The organism is Legionella nautarum (assembly GCF_001467895.1).
Taxonomy (GTDB): Bacteria; Pseudomonadota; Gammaproteobacteria; order Legionellales; family Legionellaceae; genus Tatlockia; species Tatlockia nautarum.
Genome location: NZ_LNYO01000013.1, coordinates 801,604 through 820,996, shown reverse-complemented (window position 1 = coordinate 820,996; position 19,393 = coordinate 801,604). Strand labels below are relative to the sequence as shown.

Sequence of the window (19,393 nt, the reverse complement as noted above, 5' to 3'; positions counted from 1 at the left end):
ACTTAAAGACTCAAAGAAGAATGGGGGTAAGCCTTGTTTTTGCTATTAAGAGAAGGCTAGGTACATCAAGTTTAGTTATTCAGATTTACAATGCGAAATAATAATGCAATCCAAAATAATGGGTTTTACTGCTCTCATATCGGAAAATAATTCGCCAAATTGTAACCACCGGTTATAAATTTTTCCAACCAAATAAGCTTTTGGTAAAGCTAGCAGAGAGACCTTTATTCCAATGGAAAGTAGACCAGACTGAGGATAAGAAAAGAGAAAGCATAAACCGATTGGGATTTTTTTGCCGAATGGTCTTAGCTTCTACTACTGCATGCGCATAATTAAATAACCAACGATCGGGGACTTTGCCAAACTTATCTCTGAACATGTTATTAATTTCATAATGAACTTTGACTTTTGCTCCAAGCGTTTTGTTTTCTGCGTAGAGTCTGGAGCCAGCAAGTTTTTTTTCAAGGTAGGCAAATCGGACGCCTGCCTTACCTAATCGCAGCCAGTATTCGTAATCCATGCAGTAGTTCAAGGATTCATCCAATAAACCATGTTCTTCTACAACTTTACGTCGAAAAAAGAGTGCGGGCTGACAGATGATACAAGTTTGTTTTAAGCGCTCGAAATCCCAGGCTTCGGTAGGATAGGTTTCAAAAGCTTGATCGTTGATATCAATATGATCGGCCATACCATAAACCACATCAACTTCAGGATTTGCTGCAAAAAAATTGAGAACCTCTTCGATCGCGCCGGGATAATACACATCATCGGAGTTAAGCCAGCCAATGATTTCACCGTTGGTTGCGCGGATGCCTTTATTGACAGCATCCGTTTGCCCCTTATCTTTTTCAGAGACCCAGCTCGTTAAAGAACTTGCCTTTTTAAGCAGATCAACGGTGTTATCGGTGCTTCCACCATCGAATACAACATGCTCAATTTCCCCCCCTGTTTGCTGAGCGACGCTTAATAGAGTGCGCTCAATAAATTGTCCTTGGTTAAACGAGGGAGTGATAATACTTATTTTCATACTAGTCCTTTCTCTGCAATTAATTGAACGGATTCGCCATTGCGAAGAACAGAGCAACGTTGAACGATCAAGGAAAGCTCTCGTTGGTCATGACTGCTATACCCCGTTTTTGCAGGAACGAAAGTAGGTTCCATCCTGATTTCATAATGCCCGCCTTCAGTGGTGAGAGGAAGCGTCAATAAGGCTTTCTTGCCGCGACTAATCTCAAGAGGATTGTTTTGGTCTACCCCATCGCGAACGGCTTTGACTAGGATCTTCGATTGCGGCAGCCAATCGGGTACATACAATTCCAATTCGAGTGTTTGTTTAGAGGTATGGGGCGCAACTTGTACATTCATACGTGAACCTACCCAACCATCTTCATAGGCGCCAGTGAGTTCATCCTCATGATGATTTTCTTTAATGGCATGTTGAAATAGATACCAGTATTCCTGGGCCATACGTTGAGAATCTGAGAAGCTTTTTGCCCGTTCTTTTCCTGCTGCAATCAGTTGTTCGCGTAATTTTTTATCATTTTGCAAGGAGATAATAGCCTCAGCAATCTGCGTTGGGATACGGGGATTAAAAAGTATAGCAGCCTCACCCACCACCTCAGGCAGAGAAGTTAAATTACTGCAGGCAACGGGAATACCGGCCGCCATTGCTTCAATAACGGGTAAACCAAAACCTTCATAAAGCGAGGGGAAAATGACCCCGGAGCTATTCGCCATGAGGACTGATAATTCGCTATTGTTCAAATAGCCTGGGAACACAACTTGTTCACCCAGATTCATCTTTTCTGCAGCATCGGCTAAGAAAGTTAAGCGGGCGTTTTCTGCTCCCGTGCAAACCAATTTGATGTTGGAGGCTAACCCTTGCTTACAAGCCATGCCAAATGCGGTTAGCAGCATTTCGTGATTTTTATGTTTCCAAAAATTGGCCGGATATAACAAGTAGTGTTTTGTATTAAGTTTAAGTTTCGTCAAGATAGTTTTATCTTGAGCCGCCTCAGGCAAAATGCGCTGTGCCATTTGCAAATAAATGGTCCGTATTTTTTCTGGTCTAATACCTCCATGAGTAATGGCGGATTGGCGGGAATATTCTGAAATAGCGGTCAGCATTGAGGCTCGACGACAGGCTTCAGCAAAAGTATGTTGGCGATGAGCGACATCTTCGGCAGTAAAAAATTCAGGATAAGTTTTATATTGTAGATCGTAAAGTGTACAAACAGTCGGTACGCCTAACTCAAAATACGTGGGTGCAGTAAAGGGGCAAAACAGTAAGTCAGCACCGAGATTGTGCAATAAGGAGTTGCTTCCTTTTCTCTTCAATAAAACATTCAGACGATAGCCTAAATAGGATAATTTTCGCGGTAGATAAGGAATTCTTCGCGCACTCGCAGACAACAGGCGATACCAGAGAGAGCTTTTTACCGGTTTATCGAGCACCATCATACATTTCATGTTGCTGCTTTCTAACGCGCTAAGTTCCTCGTGAGAGGCGGCTTGGGTAAGTAAGATAAATTGGGTTTCAGGCGCTAATGCTGCTAATTGCTTAAGCAGCTCAAGCACAAAAATTTTTGCTCCCCCATTTTCTCCTCCTGGGAGAATTGGCGTCAGATCGACGGCAATGGTTTTGAGTCCTGTATTTTTAAACGAGTTTTGTAATTTTTTGAGCTCAGGCCATTTAGCAAAGCAATTTAACAAGCGAAACATTGGTCGAGAAAATAAAGTATCTAAGCTAGCTTTATGCTGTTCAATTTGTTTTCTGCGGGCAGAGCTCGCGGATTCATGGTCTTTAATCATAGCGGTCAGAGTATGAATTTGCTCTAAGCGAGCAACTCTATCCGTTTCAGATTCTTCGAGTAATTTGCTCAAATGTAATTCGCGCTCCCGTAAATCGAGTAAGGCTAAGATAAATCGATTTTGCGGATTAGCAAGAAGAGTTGCTTCAATTTCAGCAGATGAATTAGTCTTTAGCGGCGTTCGGCTGGCGGTGAAAAACATATCATATTGTGCAAATATAGCTGGTTCGAAGTGAAGATATTGAACCTCAAGGTGATTAAAAAAAACTTTAATTGATTTTTTGCTAAATAAATAAAGATGTTCATCTTTAACAAGCATCGTTAAAAACGGACTTTTTTCCTCGAGTAACTGACTATAGTTCAGATTTTCTTGAAATTGCGGTGTTTGTATTAATAAAAAACCTTCGGGTTTAAGCAGGCTCATACAAAATTTAATGGTTGCTAGCGGATCAGGTAAATGCTCAAGAACATCCATGAGAACAATGACATCAAAACTAGTTTTGGATAAGCTTAAATTCTCTAGCGGGCCGAGAGAGACCGGTGCATTGAAGGTTTGTTGGGCAAAATTAACAACCCAGGAGCTGAGTTCGACACCCATTGCGTCATAGCCAATTTGACGTAATAAGGCGATAAAACTGCCATGGCTACAACCTAGCTCTAAAACTTTGGCTGGAGGCAATTTGTATTTCAATATCGTTTTGAGCCAGTGCAGATTTCTTTCGCCCAAATCTAAGCGTGCACGCGCATAGATATCACTAATACCCAACTCTTGGCTTTGATGGCTAAGCCAATACTGTTTACCGTAAAAATCGGTTTCATCATTGGTCACTAAATATTGGTCATTCGTAAGTTCGCTTTGCGAAATCAAGGTTTTACAGGATTGGCAAACAACATATTCTTCATTAAAAGAAATAAGTGAATGATCACCACACCAACATCTGCGCATTTACTCTCCTTTTTCGTAGGGAATGACAGGTTTAATCATTACAAAACCTCCATCATTTTTGGAGGTTTTGCTAACTGTTCTCGTTTGGGGGCTGCCAGTGCTTCGTTATAAAGCTCCAGCAAGGCTTCAGCGCTTTGTTTCCAAATAAAAGTAGCTGCTTGCTCTCGGGCAGCTAAGCTAAGCCTTTCTCTTTCTGAGGGCTCTGTGGCTAACTTTAGCATCGCTTGTGTCCAATCTTCAGCATGTTCAGGGGAAAGTAATACTGTTGCATCTCCTGCTATCTCTGGCATAGAAGTGGAATGGGAGTTGAGCGTGGGGGCGCCAAATTGCATGCCTTCTAAAATAGGTAAGCCAAAGCCCTCAAACAGCGAGCAATAAAGATTTGCATAGCAATTTTGATAAAGCCAAATCAATTCCTCATCGGAAATATAACCTGTAAAAATAACTTGTGACTCAATGCCTAGTTCCTGCAAATGGGCTTTAAAATCATTCATTAGCCAACCTTCACCACCTGCGAAGACAAGGGGCATAGGTTTGCCATTGAGAGCTAAGTAGCGCGCATAGGCTTGTGCTAGGCAACGCTGATTTTTTCGCGGCTCAATAGTGCCGACATTGAGCCAGAATTGACCGGGAGAAATTGATTTAAGTGCCTTGGGGCGTTTGCCTTCTAATTGAGTATTAGCAAAACGTGAGCAAGGATAAATCACGCGAATTCTGTCCTCTGGAAAATGAGGAAATACACTTAAATAATGTGTTTTTGAAGCCTCAGAAATGGCAACTATCCAATCAGCAGCGAGAGACGAGCGAAAAACACCATTAAAACAGCCTAGACGATTCGCTTCCGTAGACCAGTTGGGATTCACCACGAAACCCATATCATAAAAGGTATAAATAAGTCGGCTTGCTTTAAGTTGGGTCGGGCACCAAAAATTATTGGCATGGATGATATCAGGTATTCCTAAGGAGTTTTCCAGTTCTTGTTTTGTCCAAAAAGAGGCGGCCAGATCACGAGTCAGATGCCGCGGACCATAATGCCCTACTTTATAGGGGTTTTGGAGGGGCATTAAGGCGTCAAAATAGAAATCGCCAAAACTTGGATAAAGTGAATAGCGATGCTCTGGGGCAAGATCTAACATTGCTTGGATCATTGCATGTGCAAAAAAGCCACAGCCGGCTTTACCACTCCCCGTTTGGGAAATATCAAAGCCAATATGCATTTTATGATTAGTCAGCATGAAATTCGATCCTTGTTTCCTTAAGGTTGTGGAGTAACTCTCTCATTGAACAAAAATTGTGTTGTTTCGATTTCTCAGAACGCGATAGTATACCAGATGGCATAAAAGATCTCATAGCTATGCTCATTGACTTTTTTTGATGGAAAAAGTACTCTGGCGAAAAATTGTGAAAAAGGCAAATCAATAAGGATGATTGCTGACTTTATGGTGAGATAGCTTTTCAGTTTAATTAAGAGTTATCAGGTTAAGCGCTCTGCTCTGGAGTATTTATCCGATATTTTTACCATATAGGGCTGGGGTATTATGAGGATACTGAATGCGTAGCGCTTTAATTACAGGTATTACCGGACAAGACGGTTATTTCCTAGCTGAATTATTACTTAAGAAAGGCTATCGTGTAGTTGGATTTGCGCGTGAAAGCCAGCAAAAAACAGCAATAACTGCTCAATTGCCTGGTGAGCTACAACTTATTTACGGTGACATTGCTGAAGAAGCAGATATCACTTCTGCCATCGAACAAGTTAAACCTGATGAAGTTTACAATCTTGCCTCTCAATCAAGACCAGGAGAGTCCTGGGCTCAAGCAGCGCAAACCCTTTGTATTAATGGATTAGGCGCAATCCGCCTATTTGAAGCAGTAAGGACAGCCTGTCCAACGGCTAAGGTATATCACGCTTCTTCATCGGAAATGTTTGGGCAGACTAAAATCAGTCCTCAAACTGAAGAGACTGCCTTTAACCCGACTAATCCTTATGCGGCATCCAAAGTTTATGCCCACCAAATGGTGCGGATTTATCGGGAGAGTTACGGGTTGTTTATTGCCAGCGGGATCTTATTCAATCATGAAAGTGAGCGGCGCCCCTTGCATTTTGTCACTCAGAAAGTTGCTTACGGTGCTGCTTGCGCTGCCTTAGATATCATCAATTCTCCTGATCGTAATGAGCGAGGCTTACCTATTGTTTCACAAGGCAAACTTGCTTTAGGTAATTTTGAGGTGGCTAGAGATTGGGGTTATGCGCCTGATTATGTCCAAGCAATGTGGCTAATGTTGCAGCAAGATGAGCCCAACGATTTTGTTATTGGTACAGGACAACTCCATACGCTTAGAGAGTTATGTGAAGTAGCCTACCATTATGTGGGCAAAGATTGGCGGGATCATGTTATCAGTGACCCAGCTTTTGTTCGACCACTAGAAACAACTCAAACAGTCGCTGATCCTTCAAAAGCAAAAAAACTGTTGGGTTGGAAACCCTCCGTCAATTTCGAAGAAATGATTAAGAGAATGGTGCAGTTTCAAATTTCTCGCTTGTCGATGTCTCTTCCCCTTAAATCGCCTGTTGAATTGTAAGTTTTGCGAGATGCTAAGAAAATACCAAGCTCATAAAGTAAGCATAGCGGCACAGCCAGCATGATTTGTGATAATACATCAGGTGGTGTTAGCAGCATTCCCACTACAAACGCCATAACAATAATGTAGGGTCTAATTTTTTTTAGCACGGCCAACTCAACCCAGCCTAAACGCACGACGGTTAAACAAAGAAGAGGCACTTGAAAGCAAAGGCCAAAAAGCAGCAGCATGCGAGTAATAAAATCTAAGGTTTCAGCCATATCTGGCATGAGATGAACGCCTTCAGGGACTGATTTAGCAAAAAATTGGAACATGTAGGGCAAAATGCAGTAAAAACAAAATAAAGCTCCGAGGCAAAATAGTAATAAGCTAGTAATTATCGCATTACGTAGATGAAAGCGCTCTTTCCTATAGAGTCCTGGAGCGGCAAAACACCAGAGTTGTAATAAAGCAAAAGGAGCTGAGCAAAGCATAGCGACATCCGCAGCGAGCTTGATGGGTATAAGCACCGGCGAAGTAATTTGTGTAGCAATCATAGAATCTTGATTTGCTAGAGCCTTAAGTAAAGGGTTTACTAAAGCGTGAAATAGATGGTTTGCATAGAAAAAAAAGAGAAAAAAAAGGACGAGAAAAAATAAAAAAACGTACAGAATGCGCCTTCGAAGTTCTAGCAAGTGATTTAGCATAATCAAAAATAAGCTGGAATTGTTGGAGAATTGTACCAGATCCACTCAAGAGTCTAAAATGGGGGATGGTACTCCTGCTACAGTTCTGTAGTTCATTGTGGACGCCTCCTAAGATACTTTAGGCTTCTTAATACAAGTTAAGCTTGCTCACCGTATCTTTAAGTCTGGCCCCCTAATTCCTAGTGTTAGCTGAGCAAAGAATACCATCTATGTATTAAAAATAAACCATTACTAAAAAGATGGCAATTTTATAATTGTTAAATTTGAGCAAATCTATTGCTTTAGGTTAATTATTTTCGACTTTTTTGCAAAAAACGCTTATTTTAAGCATCTTTTTCTTTAAGATAGTGAGTATAATCCTCCAAAACTGATATATCCTACAATGGTTGTCATCACTGCGAAGGCAAGAATGGCCATTTGAGCCTAATAATTTACTCAAAATTCATGTACAAACGGGATATCTTAGTTCTAGAAGCTCAAAGTTGTAAGATAGAGCAAATTAAGGACTTGATTACTTTCATACAATAAAAATGGCTATTATCAAAAAAACTGCTGTATCAAATGAGGCTCCTGTTATTCTGTTAGTGGAGGACAATCTTGTTGCTTTGCGTTTTGTAGAAACCATTGTTTCACAAGCGGGATGTCGCTTTATCTCGGCGACTGATGGTGAAAAAGCCTTAGAATTAGCGAAAAATGATATTTTTGATCTCATCATTACTGACATAGGCCTACCAGGAATTTCTGGAGTTGAGTTAACTTATCTTATTCGTGAATGGGAAAAATCTTTAAAGAAAACTGAAATTCCAATTATCGGCTTGACCGCTCATGATCTTGGCGAGTCGGAGGGTAAATGTTTGCAGGCTGGTATGAATAAAGTATTTTCCAAGCCACTGTATTTGCATCAGATGCAAGAATTAGTCGCCCAGCACATTATTAATCGTACCCTTAGCCTTTAAATATGATTCACCGGTTTTAACTAATTTTACAATCAAATCTGCTTTATTTTTTGCATTATATTTTATTTTTAAAGCATTAATTCGATCCTCAATAGTTCGGTAAGACAAAGCTAATATTTTTGCAATTTCTTTTGCAGTCTTACCTTCCAGTATTAATTCTGCACATTTAATTTCGTTTGCTGTCAAAAATGGCTCTTTAGGGATTAACATTTCTAAGATTAAGTCGCGTTTTACTTGTTTATTCTGCAATAAATTTAGCTCAACTTGTGAAGAAATTTGATCCGCATTAAGCACAATATCATAGGCGTGAGCCAGTTCTTTTGACTGGTTAATCTTTGAGTTAAAAAATCTAATAAATTGATCGAGAATATCAAGGTTATTGATATAAATTTGATGAATAGCTGGATTCGAAAGATGGGTGCCAAAATGATAAAAATCCCTGTAATTAGCTTGTTTTTTGATGATGGTAAAGACGTGTTTGAAGTCAAAAGCAGCAGAGTCTGCCAGCATTTGAGCTGTTTGACCTGAACAATCGACTGCATCCCAGATCAGATATTCCCCCAGCTCAGTCGATTCGGGGTTAATATTAACACAGGGATCGGCGGCATAATATTTTTTATCCAAATAATTCAGCAAGAATTGCGATTGATTACAGAGCACAGTCAGTTGATTATTTTTAAATACTCGCAGATGAGAAAAACTAGTGATATCAAGAAGAGTTAGCGGTTCACATAAATGATTAATTTCTGTGGTATGGCGTATAGAAGGATGATGGTGAAATTGTTTGAGCATATAAAACTCCGATCGCAATAGGGTCGACGCTGTTTTTTTGAAGGATTGTACAGTAAATCGTCATCGGGAAATAAAAATATCTGCAAGTTGATAAAAAAAACCGCACGAAGATAATTTTTGACGTCCAAAAAACAGTTTTTTCTTAAAAAAAGGTTATAATGTTTGAAAAACCAATGTTTCTTGCTGTTTAGAGTGCACTTTACGGCAAAAAAAGGTATAATCCCCCTCTGTTTTTAGGTGAAATCAAAGTGAGTCATCGTCCACGTAAACGCTTTGGTCAGAATTTTTTGCAAAACAAGCATATTATCAATGAAATCCTTGATGTTTTGCATCTGCAAAAGGATGACAATGTAGTTGAAATTGGTCCAGGTTTAGGGGCTTTAACTCAACCTTTGCTTAAATGCATAGAAAATTTAACTGCTATTGAAATCGATACCGATTTACAGGAGCACCTCGGCACTTTGCCAATGACTAGCGGCAAGTTAAATTTAGTAGCTGCTGATGCTTTAACTGTTGATTACAGTCAATGGGGACCTAAACTTCGTATCGTTGGTAATTTGCCCTACAATATTTCTACGCCTTTATTATTTCACTTACTTAATTATTCCTCTTTTATTGAGGACATGCATTTTATGTTACAAAAGGAGGTAGTTGCTCGTTTGGCTGCTCAACCGGGTACTAAGGTTTATGGACGATTAACTGTGATGATGCAGTATCACTGTGAGGTTGAATCTTTATTTGATGTCCCGCCTGAAGCTTTTTATCCTGTGCCAAAAGTTGATTCGGCTATTGTGCGTTTAATTCCATATCAGATATCACCTTATCCAAAAGTGGATGTGAATGCACTTGAGCAATTAGTAGCAAAGGCTTTTGCAATGCGTCGAAAAACACTTGCGAATAATTTAAAGCCCTTGCTTAGTGCTGCACAATTATGCGATTTAGGCATAGATCCGCTTGCTCGACCGGAACAGATTTCTGTAATGGAATATGTCCAAATAGCAAAATCAATCGCTAATTAGTGTAAAATTAATACAGTACTGCTTAGTGGAGGTTGATTTTGTTTCATCGTTATGGAAAAAGAGTAAAATCGTCGCAAACTAAGTCACTAAAAGACTTAACACGTATCGTTGCTGCATCCCTATTGCTTGGTGACGAAAAACGCGATGTTTTATTACGACAAATTCAAGACGCTTCTGCCTTAGAGGAAGTGCGTTATGACAGTTTATGCGCTACTCTTGTGCATAATTTGGTTAACCATTGCCAAAATTTACCCGAAACTTCATCCAGTTATTACTCTCAGCCAGGTGGTTTATTAGATCATGCTTTAAATCGTACCGAAGCTGCATTGGGTCTATTTCAACATTTTTTAATTCAAGACGGGCAAGAGGGACCATCCGAAGAGCAAAAATTATGGCAATATGTCTTGTTTTCTGCGGCAATTCTGCAAGGTATTGGTAAATTACAAATCGATTTTCAGATCGATTTATATGACAACCAAGGGCAATTTTTAAAACCATGGAACCCTTTATTGGACAACCTGGTGTCTACGGGTAGTTATTATAGTTATGAATTTCAAAAAGAATCCAATGAAGATTTTCGTCGCCGTCTCAATTTGTTGCTTGCGCGTTTGCTAATGCCAGCAAATGGTTTCGCATGGATTGCTTCTAATCCCGAAGTGTTGGCGGTTTGGCTTGCTTTACTCAATGAAGACATCGAAGGCGCAGGAACGCTCGGTGCTATTTTAGTGCGTGCGGATGCGATTGCGATTCAACGGTATTTCAACCAATTAGCTTTAAGAGGTTATGGTTCCGGACGAGGGGGGCGTTATGGTCGTATGGGCACTTTTACCGATCGTACTCCAGAATCGATTGCTGATATAGAACAGCAAATAGGGGTTGAATTTATCCAATGGCTCAGTAAATCATTAGAATCTGGAATGATTATGATCAACAAGGCACCTTTACTTATGGTCCCAGGTGGATTGTTGATCTGCCCTGAGATGTGGGAGCTATTTATGAGGGGAAATCCGCAATATAACTCCTTACAAGCCATTCGAAACGGATTTTTATCGCTGGGTATGCATCGCTTAGGAGCAGATGGCAATGCTGTTTTTCGCTTTGAACAAGCGTCTAACCAGCAAATGCATAGTGGAATTATTTTTGAAAATTATGCGGTTGCCTTGCCTGAAACAGTTCAGCTTTATAATATACATACGGGTAAAACCAGCACAGTTTCCTCAACGGAACTCATTCACCAAGCTCAGTTTAATTCTAGTTATTTTACTTCAAAACAAACAGTTCTTGCGGTTGAGCCCATGCCTCATTTGGATGCTTCCGGGCGATGGGTAGCTGAGCACTCTGTTTCCCACCAGGATTCTCTTCGGCCCGGAGTATTGACGCGTGCCTGATTATGCTATTGGCGATGTACAGGGTTGTTATGACCCATTACAGCGCCTTCTTGACCGAATCGACTTTAATGAAAAAGAGGATAGGCTGTGGTTTGTGGGTGATTTAGTGAATCGCGGCCCACAATCCCTGGCCGTTCTTCGGTTCATTAAGAATTTACCACTTACACCACGTATCACCTTAGGAAATCATGACTTGCATTTGCTAGCCAGCCTTTTTGCTGAACGAACGCTTAGAAATCAAGATGACACCTTAATTGAAATACTCAACGCGGATGATGGCGAAGAATTAGGTCATTGGTTACGTAAACAATCTATTTTATACCATGATCCAGGGCTCAAGGTGGTGATCTGTCATGCCGGTATCGCTCCAGCTTGGGATCTCGCTTTAGCAAAAGCTTGTGCACAGGAATTAGAAGCTGTTTTAGCCGGCGATAATTTCCGCAGTTTCCTGATGCATATGTATGGTAATCAACCGGATCATTGGTCCGCTGAATTAACTGGTATAGAAAGACTGCGTGTGATTACTAATTATTTTACGCGCATGCGTTTTTGCGATAAGCAAGGTAACTTGGTTTTGACCTATAAAGGTACTCTCGCGGATGCTCCTGCCAATTTAATGCCATGGTATGAGGTGCCTAATCGTAAAAAAATTAATGCTGATATTGTTTTCGGTCATTGGGCTGCTTTAGAGGGCCTCTCCCCAGATCCTACTATTTTTGCAATTGATACTGGTTGTTTATGGGGGGGAGATTTAACTGCTCTGCGCTTACAAGATAGACAACGTATTTCCGTTCCCGGCTATGGGCGGCTGACTAGATCTTAATGGATAAAATTAACTCATATGATATACTGTCCAACCCCACGATCCCGTGGATTACATTGGAGACTCATATATGAAATTAGTCCATTTTGCTCTTTTATCAGCGATGTTTAGTGGAAACTTGATAGCACAGGATGTAAAAATCGTGGGTACGATCACTCAATCAGTGAAAATTCCTCAGGCGCAAGCAACGAAAAATGCGCTTAGAGCTGCTGATTCAATTGAAAAAATTTCTTTATTAAAAGTCGAACTTTCTGATAAAGCAAAAGAATCCCTTGCTCACAAAGCAAAAAACGCTTTATCCCATACCCGACAATTTGCTACGACTAAACAAGTGTCAGCTTATCCAGAGCAAGTGCAGTTAGGTATGAATAACGTACCAGTGTTTAACCAAGGTATGCATGGAACTTGCGTCACCTTTGCTGTGACTGCTGCTATTGATGCAGCACTTAAGCTAGGTGATTATGTGAGCCAACTGTGTTCACTGCAATTGGGTAATTATTTAGAGCAAAATGCTTATTCCGTCAGTGGTTGGGAAGGTTCTTGGGGTCGTTATATTTTAGGTCAGATAGAGACCTTTGGCGTTATTAATAAAGAACAGCAACAAGCTCAAGGCTGTGCTGGATTAAATAGCTATCCGCTGAATGATACTGCTGATATTCAAGGTGCTATGTCAGTAGAAGACTTTCGTCAAATGAGCGAAGACTTAAACGATAAAGTCCTTTGGTCACCTGTTTTAGATGTTTATGATGCAATCGCTGATCGCATCGATACGAATAAAACAATCAATAATATCAAAGCAGCGTTAAATGCCGGTGATCGCTTAACGTTTGGCGTATTATTACTTGATTTTGATTTAGGAATCATGGGTGCTGTGGGGAAACATCAAGCTGAAAGCGATACCTGGGTTTTAACGCCTGAAATTGCAAGAGATGTTTATTTAAGACCAAACTTTGGTGGCCATGAAATGGTAATTACTGGTTATGACGATGATGCGGTGGCGATAGATGATCAAGGTCGTGAGCATCGTGGTCTGTTTACCTTACGTAACTCCTGGGGTAAAAAAGTAGGGAATCAAGGCGATTTTTATATGTCTTACGATTATTTCAAGTTGCTTGCTATCGAAGTAGCTAGAATCCGTGATTTATCGGTTTATGACAATCCTGCACATAAGTCTGCCTAGTCGAAAGTATCAGATTCAACAATAGGTTGGGCCAAGGCTCAACCTACACCGAGTTCTCAGTAGAAAAAATGCTCATAATCGCCTAAACTGAGTAATAATAAAGTTATTAGCGATGAGTGAATATGCAAAATCCTAACAGATTAGTTGATATTGCTAAGGAAGCCTGTAGATATGCCAGGTATCATATTAAAGAAAGTGAAACTGCCCCTGGTGTAGAGTACGTAAGACGTTATCAATTAAGCGAGCGCCAATTTAAAATAAGAAAGGTAATGGAAAGGATTACCGATGAGATTTGTAAAAAATTCAATATTGAATCAACGGAAGATCCTCGTCATAGAGCTATTCATATGCAAGTTTTAGAAAAATTAACTATTCTGCATCAGATAGGTAATTGCGAAGAATATAGCGTACTCGCTTTTAATTATATTAGAAAAAATTATCCTGCCCTGGAACTCAATGAGCTAAATCTTGAGCTCCTTGGTATTAATAAAAGAAGTCATATTGTTGTAAGTCTTGGCGATCATTCTCACCGTGTGATTTGTGATCCCTCACTCAATCTAGTATTTGAATTATCAAATGAACCCCATAAACTACATTTTTTCTCTGCTTCTAAAGGATGCAATAGATATACACCTTATAGTCCATTAGTACATAACGTTGAGGTACTTTCAACCAATGAATCAGTTCCTTTTTTAGATAAAGAGATTAGAGACTTTATCAATAATGAGTACTTTCCTAGTATTCAAGATAGTTTTTATTTTGAAAAAGAAGATAATGAAGCTAAACAATTATTAGAAGTATTAGAAAAGTATCTTGCCGCAAACTGGGATACAGATAAACCAAAAGAGTTACCCCCCCTCATCAGATTCCATTTAAGATATATTAATGATGCAAAGCAAGGTCAAACTCCATGGCGCGAGGCTGAAAAAAAGGTTAGAGAATTAGCTGGGCATTTCCATTCTAAGAAAAAAGAACCTGTGGATTATTGCGAATTATTTACTCTTGAAGATCGAGAAAAATTAATAGAAAACCTTGAAGAATCTATTCATACCCAAAAACTATCCCACTAAGCTCCCAGGATATTCTGCAAAGCAATTTTTTCTTTTCGTAATTTGCTGGAAATAAGATCCTTTTGCAGGGTCAAATAGCTAGTTATATTTTGTCGCTATTTTTGCGAGAATGATGTCGCGGTACTCTGAGATATATTAATTATGAGTGGAAGGTAAGTTTTTGATGAAAATTGTGATTAAGGTTGGAACGCAAAGTATCTTAGCCCATGATGGAACACCCTACGAACCCATTGTCCGGCAGTTAGTTGAGCAAATCGCAACGTTGCAAAAAGCGGGGCATCATGTTGTCTTAGTTAGTTCGGGTGCGGTAGGTTCAGGGCGAAAAATAGCTCGACAATTTTTTAGCCGCCAGTATGGAAGTTCTATTGGCGAAAAACAGGTTTTAGCCGCTTTAGGTCAACATGAATTAATGAATATTTATGCCTCTATGTTTAAAACGCACAATCTCCTCGCGGCCCAATTACTTCTGACCAAGCAAGATTTTCAAACGAGGCAACATTACCTAAATATCGCCAGATTAGTGCGCGAAATCTTAGAGCAAAAAAATATTATTCCCATCATCAATGAGAATGATAGCGTTGCTATTGAAGAACTCATGTTTACCGATAATGATGAGCTTGCCGGACTGATTGCTGCACAAATGAATGCGGATAAGTTAATTATTTTATCTAATGTTGAGGGTGTGTATACCGGACATCCTGATGAACCCGGAGCTCAATTTATTCCTATTATTCGTCACGAAGAAGATTGGCCGGCAGTTTCTGCTCTGAAAAGTACCCAGGGCCGTGGAGGTATGATTTCTAAACTTGGAACGGCAAGAAAAATGTCAAGCCTAGGTATCACCACTCATATCGCAACCATCGAGAAACCATCTGTTATTATGCGTATCATCTCAGAAGAACAGTTAGGAACAACGATTTTACCCAGCAAGAAAAAATCAAATATCAAACGATGGATAGCCTATAGTGGTGAAAAGAAAACCGGTTCAATTTCAATTAATTCCGGGCTGTTTGCTATTCTAAAAGAAAATAAACGAGTAATTAGTATCTTGCCTGTAGGAATAGAATCATGCAAAGGGGAGTTCAAAAAAGGAGACGTCGTAGAGATTCTAACATCAGACGGCCAAAAAATTGGGGTTGGTCTTGCCAAATATGATATTAATAAACTCCGAGAATATTTGGGACAGAAAGATAGACCTGATTTTATTCATTATGATCATTTGCATATCTTCTAGGAGCTCATAGTGATTGATGAAAATGAAATAGTAAGTCAATTAAGAATTGTAAGAGAAGCAAGCCAGCATTTGGTCGCTTTAGATGAGGAAAAGCGGACAAGCGTTTTATTGAGTCTTGCAAACAATTTACGCCAGCAAGCCGCAAAAATAATCGCAGAAAACCAGAAAGATTTGGCTCTGATGCCCAAGGATGATCCGCGCTATGACAGGCTATTGCTATCGGAAGAGCGAATTTTTTCTATCGCCGATGATGTCGAGCGAGTGGCTTCATTACCGCAGATACTCAATAAAATCATTGAAGATAAAACGAGGCCAAATGGTTTGCGCATGCAAAGAATTTCAGTGCCGCTTGGAGTGATAGCGGTTATTTATGAATCCAGGCCCAATGTAACTATTGATGTGTTTACTTTAGCTTTCAAAACGGGTAATGCCTGTGTTTTAAAAGGTGGCAAAGAAGCCGCCCATAGTAATAAAATACTTACTGCACTCATCCAACAAACGTTAGAAGCCCAGGCAATTGATAGTCAGGTTATCTATTTATTACCTGCTCATCGTGAGGCAACCTCTGTCTTGCTAAGAGCGCGAGATTTAATTGACGTCTGTATCCCACGGGGTAGTCAAGCCTTAATTGATTTTGTCCGTGACCAGGCCAAAATTCCCGTGATCGAAACAGGCGCGGGTATAGTGCACACATATTTTGATGTCAGTGGCGATGTAGAAAAGGCGCGATTAATTATTAATAATGCTAAGACTAGAAGGGTCAGTGTTTGTAATGCCTTAGACAGCCTAGTAATTCATGAAAAATCCCTCGCCCATTTACCTAGAATAGTTGAATTACTCCCTGCAGCAGAGGTTGAAATTTTTGCGGATGAATTAAGTTATCAAGCGCTTCAATCTTCCTATCCAAGCGCTTTACTTCATAAAGCAAGCCCTGAAAATTTTGGCCAAGAGTTTCTTTCTTATAAAATGGCAATAAAAACAGTAGATTCTCTAAAAGAAGCGGTTGAACACATCAAACGCCATACCTCTGGGCATAGCGAGGCAATTATTGCAGAAGATGAGCAGGCGATTGTTTATTTTCTTACCCAAATTGATGCGGCTGCTGTTTATGTTAATGCATCCACTGCCTTTACTGACGGAAGCGAATTTGGGATGGGGGCCGAAATAGGGATTAGTACGCAAAAATTACATGCTCGAGGCCCAATGGCTCTAGAAGCTTTAACCAGTTATAAATGGTTGATTAGAGGCGACGGACAAATTCGACCTTAAAATGTCAGATGATAGTTAAACATCCACTCAGAGATTAGTCGTTTTGAATAGTTATTTTGGGATTTGAATATGGTAAGAATTGCTCTGACTAATCAAAACAGCAACTCGCTTTATAAAACGGCGATTGTGGATCTCTCTGAGCGTACTTGCTTACTCAACAATGAAGATAAAATTAACTTATATTATTTTAAGAAATTGGATTTTTCTCACCCTTTATTGAGCGAGACCTTAGATCATTCGCCAACAAATTCTTATTGCTATCACTTTGACGATTTAGCCGATTTATGGTTGTTGCCAAGACGAATTTATGGCGCTCTGATTCACAATAATAATTCCGCTGATACTAAGTTCACGCTTTCCCCTTCAGCCTCTTTTTATAAATTAAAAACCATCTATCAAATTCCCTTTTCACTTGATTTTCATAGGGAGGCAAAAGAAAGAATCACTGTTAATCAATTAAATAATATCGTCAGTTATTTTTCTGATTTTCAATTTCAGTTTCAAGATAAATTAGTTATTAACACCGAATTTCATTATAGTGACTTACCCGCTGAAGTGGATGGTGATGCACTGTATACAAAAGATGAAAAACTAATGAAGTTACTCGAGCAAGCCGATGATTTTGAAACTTTAGAGTTACGATATATCAATCATTTCATCGGATTTGGTGTTTTTGCTCGACAAAATCTTAGCAAAGGAACTTGTATTTCGTTTTATTACGGAAAGAAAAAATTAAAACCTCAAAAAATGAATTATTTTTTCCATCCTAAGTTAGATAGTTTAAATATGGGCATTGATGCCAGAGAATGTGGAAATATCGCAAGATTCATAAACCATGCTCCTGATGCGAAAGATTGCCCTCCTTCTTTTATGACAGCGAATCTTATCTCAATAAGTTATAATATTTTTGGTATCGAAGTAATGGCATTTTTTGCGCTCAGAGATATTAAAAAAGGTGACCAGTTATTGTTTAATTACAGTAAAAAATATTTTGATAAGCTTGAGCTTTTTAAGTTTAAATTAGATGGTAATTTGGTTAATTCTAATAATGAGAAATTAGTTGATAACCGCGAACAAAAAAATGCTAGCTTAAGAGTGTTTGCTCGCAACGGGATAAAACAGGCTCTTTTCAAATTAATTAAGCATTATTCGCTAGTAGTCCTCACCATTTTAGTCCTTGTCTTAGTTTTACATCATCTAACCTTTAACACAAACTAGAGGCTCTAGGCACACCACTTTTTTGGCTAAATCTGCATCATGGGCCGCGTCAACAACCAGATTAACATCTTTATAAGCCCCGGGTGCTTCTTCAGCAACTCCCCGATAGGAACTACTGCGAATCAGGATTCCTCGTTCTGCTAATTCCTCGATGATCTGATGACCACGCCATTTTTTCATTGCCTGATGGCGACTCATTGCTCGTCCTGCACCATGACAAGCCGAGCTAAACGATTTTTTTTCAGCCGTTGTCGTTCCCACTAAAACATAAGACGCGGTACCCATGCTGCCCCCTATAATGACTGGTTGGCCAACAGTGATAAAATCGTTTGGCAATTCTGGGTTTCCTGGGCCTAAGGCACGCGTCGCTCCTTTGCGATGCACAAATAGGCGCTTTTTTTTGCCATTGATTTCATGCCATTCTTCTTTACAAATATTATGAGAGACATCATAAACCAAGCCGATTTTTGTTCCGGGCATAACATCCTGGAAGGTTTCGCGCAGAAAATGAGTCAGAATTTCGCGATTGGCAAGCGCACAATTACCACCGGCCCGCATCGCGCCCAAATAATTTTCACCTAAAGGGGATAAGATAGGGGCGCAGGCCAATTCGCGATCAGCTAATTTGATACCGTAGTGCTCAGCATGAATGGTCATCGAGCGTAAATAATCGGTCCCAATTTGATGACCTAAGCCTCGCGAGCCGCAGTGGATACTCACTACAATCTCCCCTTTTCTCAGACCAAAGGCCTTTGCTGCTTCTGGCTGATAGACTTCGGTTACTTCTTGAATTTCAAGATAATGATTTCCCGAACCCAAAGAGCCCATTTCTTCTTTTTGTCGTTCTTTGGCATGCTCAGACACTTGATCTGGTCTTGCCCCTTCAAGGCAGCCTCGGTTTTCAATACGTTCTAAATCTTCGCGTTCGCCATAGCCTTGCTGTACTGCCCATTGTGCGCCACCTTCCAGCATGGCATTCATGCTTTTTTTGTTTAATTTAATGCGGCTTTTGCTACCAACCCCAGCCGGAATGCGCGCAAATAATGCGTCCGCTAATTGTTCTTTAAAGGGTTCAAACTCGCTGCGGTGAAGCCCGGTAGTCAATAACCTGACTCCGCAGAGGATGTCAAAGCCTACGCCACCAGCAGAAACAACTCCCCCTTCTTCAGGGTCGAAAGCAGCTACACCGCCGATAGGAAAACCATAACCCCAATGCGCGTCCGGCATGGCTAATGCGCTGCCAACAATTCCTGGTAATTTGGCCACATTGGCTAATTGCTCATAGACTTTCAAATCCATCTCGCAAAGCAGTGCTTCAGACGCGAAAATAACAGCCGGAACTCGCATGGATTGCTGCGGAACAATTTGCCATTCGTAATCGCTTATTTTTTCGAATAATTTGAGATCCATCGATTTAAA

Annotated in this window: 16 protein-coding genes and 1 other RNA gene; 10 read left to right on the top strand and 7 right to left on the bottom strand. The window is 40.1% G+C overall.

The annotated features are described in order from the left end of the window. Nucleotides 1–172 precede the first annotated feature (172 nt). Genes Lnau_RS07000 through Lnau_RS06990 form a run of 3 tightly spaced genes read right to left on the bottom strand, consistent with a single transcriptional unit; the run spans nucleotide 173 to nucleotide 4,991 of the window. Nucleotides 173–1,027: a glycosyltransferase family 2 protein gene (locus Lnau_RS07000; RefSeq protein ID WP_058504416.1), complete on the bottom strand. Its 855-nt coding sequence runs from the start codon at nucleotides 1,025–1,027 to the stop codon at nucleotides 173–175. Next, on the bottom strand, nucleotides 1,024–3,756 hold the full coding sequence (locus tag Lnau_RS16110) for a glycosyltransferase (protein ID WP_083503783.1): 2,733 nt from the start codon (nucleotides 3,754–3,756) through the stop codon (nucleotides 1,024–1,026). The genes Lnau_RS07000 and Lnau_RS16110 overlap by 4 nt, the downstream gene beginning before the upstream one ends. Before the next feature lie 38 nt (nucleotides 3,757–3,794). Then, entirely contained in the window at nucleotides 3,795–4,991 is a 1,197-nt protein-coding gene (locus tag Lnau_RS06990; protein ID WP_202972571.1) for a glycosyltransferase family 4 protein, read from the bottom strand. A gap of 316 nt (nucleotides 4,992–5,307) precedes the next feature. Here Lnau_RS06990 and Lnau_RS06985 point away from each other — a divergent pair, with 316 nt between their 5' ends. Next, on the top strand, nucleotides 5,308–6,339 hold the full coding sequence (locus Lnau_RS06985) for a GDP-mannose 4,6-dehydratase (RefSeq protein WP_058504415.1): 1,032 nt from the start codon (nucleotides 5,308–5,310) through the stop codon (nucleotides 6,337–6,339). Here the strand turns inward: Lnau_RS06985 and tatC are convergent. Both tatC and ssrS read right to left on the bottom strand, forming a co-directional pair. Next, the gene (gene tatC / locus Lnau_RS06980; RefSeq protein ID WP_058504836.1) at nucleotides 6,285–7,025 is read right to left on the bottom strand and encodes a twin-arginine translocase subunit TatC; all 741 of its coding nucleotides are present in this window, start codon (nucleotides 7,023–7,025) and stop codon (nucleotides 6,285–6,287) included. The two genes, Lnau_RS06985 and tatC, sit on opposite strands and share 55 nt — an antisense overlap. A 97-nt stretch (nucleotides 7,026–7,122) precedes the next feature. Further along, nucleotides 7,123–7,198: non-coding RNA, 6S RNA (gene ssrS, locus Lnau_RS15985), on the bottom strand. Between the two features lie 357 nt (nucleotides 7,199–7,555). Here ssrS and Lnau_RS06975 point away from each other — a divergent pair. Beyond that, nucleotides 7,556–7,981 carry a response regulator gene (locus tag Lnau_RS06975; protein ID WP_058504414.1) on the top strand — a complete coding sequence of 142 codons (426 nt, stop codon included), beginning with the start codon at nucleotides 7,556–7,558 and terminating at the stop codon, nucleotides 7,979–7,981. On the opposite strand, the gene Lnau_RS06970 is transcribed toward Lnau_RS06975, so the two are convergent. Then, nucleotides 7,940–8,773, bottom strand: coding sequence for a helix-turn-helix transcriptional regulator (locus tag Lnau_RS06970; protein ID WP_058504413.1), 834 nt, complete (start codon nucleotides 8,771–8,773; stop codon nucleotides 7,940–7,942). The genes Lnau_RS06975 and Lnau_RS06970 overlap by 42 nt on opposite strands. 248 nt (nucleotides 8,774–9,021) lie before the next feature. Between Lnau_RS06970 and rsmA the strand changes: the two genes are divergently transcribed. The 8 genes from rsmA to Lnau_RS06930 all read left to right on the top strand — a co-directional run bounded on the left by rsmA (nucleotide 9,022) and on the right by Lnau_RS06930 (nucleotide 17,974). Next, nucleotides 9,022–9,792, top strand: a complete 771-nt coding sequence (rsmA, locus tag Lnau_RS06965; RefSeq protein WP_058504412.1) for a 16S rRNA (adenine(1518)-N(6)/adenine(1519)-N(6))-dimethyltransferase RsmA — start codon at nucleotides 9,022–9,024, stop codon at nucleotides 9,790–9,792. 38 nt (nucleotides 9,793–9,830) lie between these two features. Next, on the top strand, nucleotides 9,831–11,180 hold the full coding sequence (locus Lnau_RS06960; protein ID WP_058504411.1) for a TraI domain-containing protein: 1,350 nt from the start codon (nucleotides 9,831–9,833) through the stop codon (nucleotides 11,178–11,180). After that, nucleotides 11,173–12,003: a symmetrical bis(5'-nucleosyl)-tetraphosphatase gene (locus Lnau_RS06955; RefSeq protein ID WP_058504410.1), complete on the top strand. Its 831-nt coding sequence runs from the start codon at nucleotides 11,173–11,175 to the stop codon at nucleotides 12,001–12,003. Before Lnau_RS06960 ends, Lnau_RS06955 begins: the two co-directional genes overlap by 8 nt. Before the next feature lie 70 nt (nucleotides 12,004–12,073). Beyond that, a complete protein-coding gene (locus tag Lnau_RS06950) occupies nucleotides 12,074–13,183 on the top strand; it encodes a C1 family peptidase (protein ID WP_058504409.1) in 1,110 nt (369 codons plus the stop codon). Between the two features lie 122 nt (nucleotides 13,184–13,305). Next, on the top strand, nucleotides 13,306–14,253 hold the full coding sequence (locus Lnau_RS06945; protein ID WP_058504408.1) for a hypothetical protein: 948 nt from the start codon (nucleotides 13,306–13,308) through the stop codon (nucleotides 14,251–14,253). Between the two features lie 163 nt (nucleotides 14,254–14,416). Further along, entirely contained in the window at nucleotides 14,417–15,487 is a 1,071-nt protein-coding gene (gene proB, locus Lnau_RS06940) for a glutamate 5-kinase (RefSeq protein WP_058504407.1), read from the top strand. Nucleotides 15,488–15,496: 9 nt separating this feature from the next. Then, entirely contained in the window at nucleotides 15,497–16,756 is a 1,260-nt protein-coding gene (locus tag Lnau_RS06935; RefSeq protein ID WP_058504406.1) for a glutamate-5-semialdehyde dehydrogenase, read from the top strand. A gap of 69 nt (nucleotides 16,757–16,825) precedes the next feature. After that, nucleotides 16,826–17,974 (top strand): SET domain-containing protein-lysine N-methyltransferase, encoded by a 1,149-nt coding sequence (locus Lnau_RS06930; RefSeq protein WP_058504405.1) that lies wholly within the window; start codon nucleotides 16,826–16,828, stop codon nucleotides 17,972–17,974. On the opposite strand, the gene Lnau_RS06925 is transcribed toward Lnau_RS06930, so the two are convergent. Continuing rightward, nucleotides 17,954–19,384, bottom strand: a complete 1,431-nt coding sequence (locus Lnau_RS06925) for an RtcB family protein (RefSeq protein ID WP_058504404.1) — start codon at nucleotides 19,382–19,384, stop codon at nucleotides 17,954–17,956. The genes Lnau_RS06930 and Lnau_RS06925 overlap by 21 nt on opposite strands. Nucleotides 19,385–19,393: the final 9 nt, after the last annotated feature.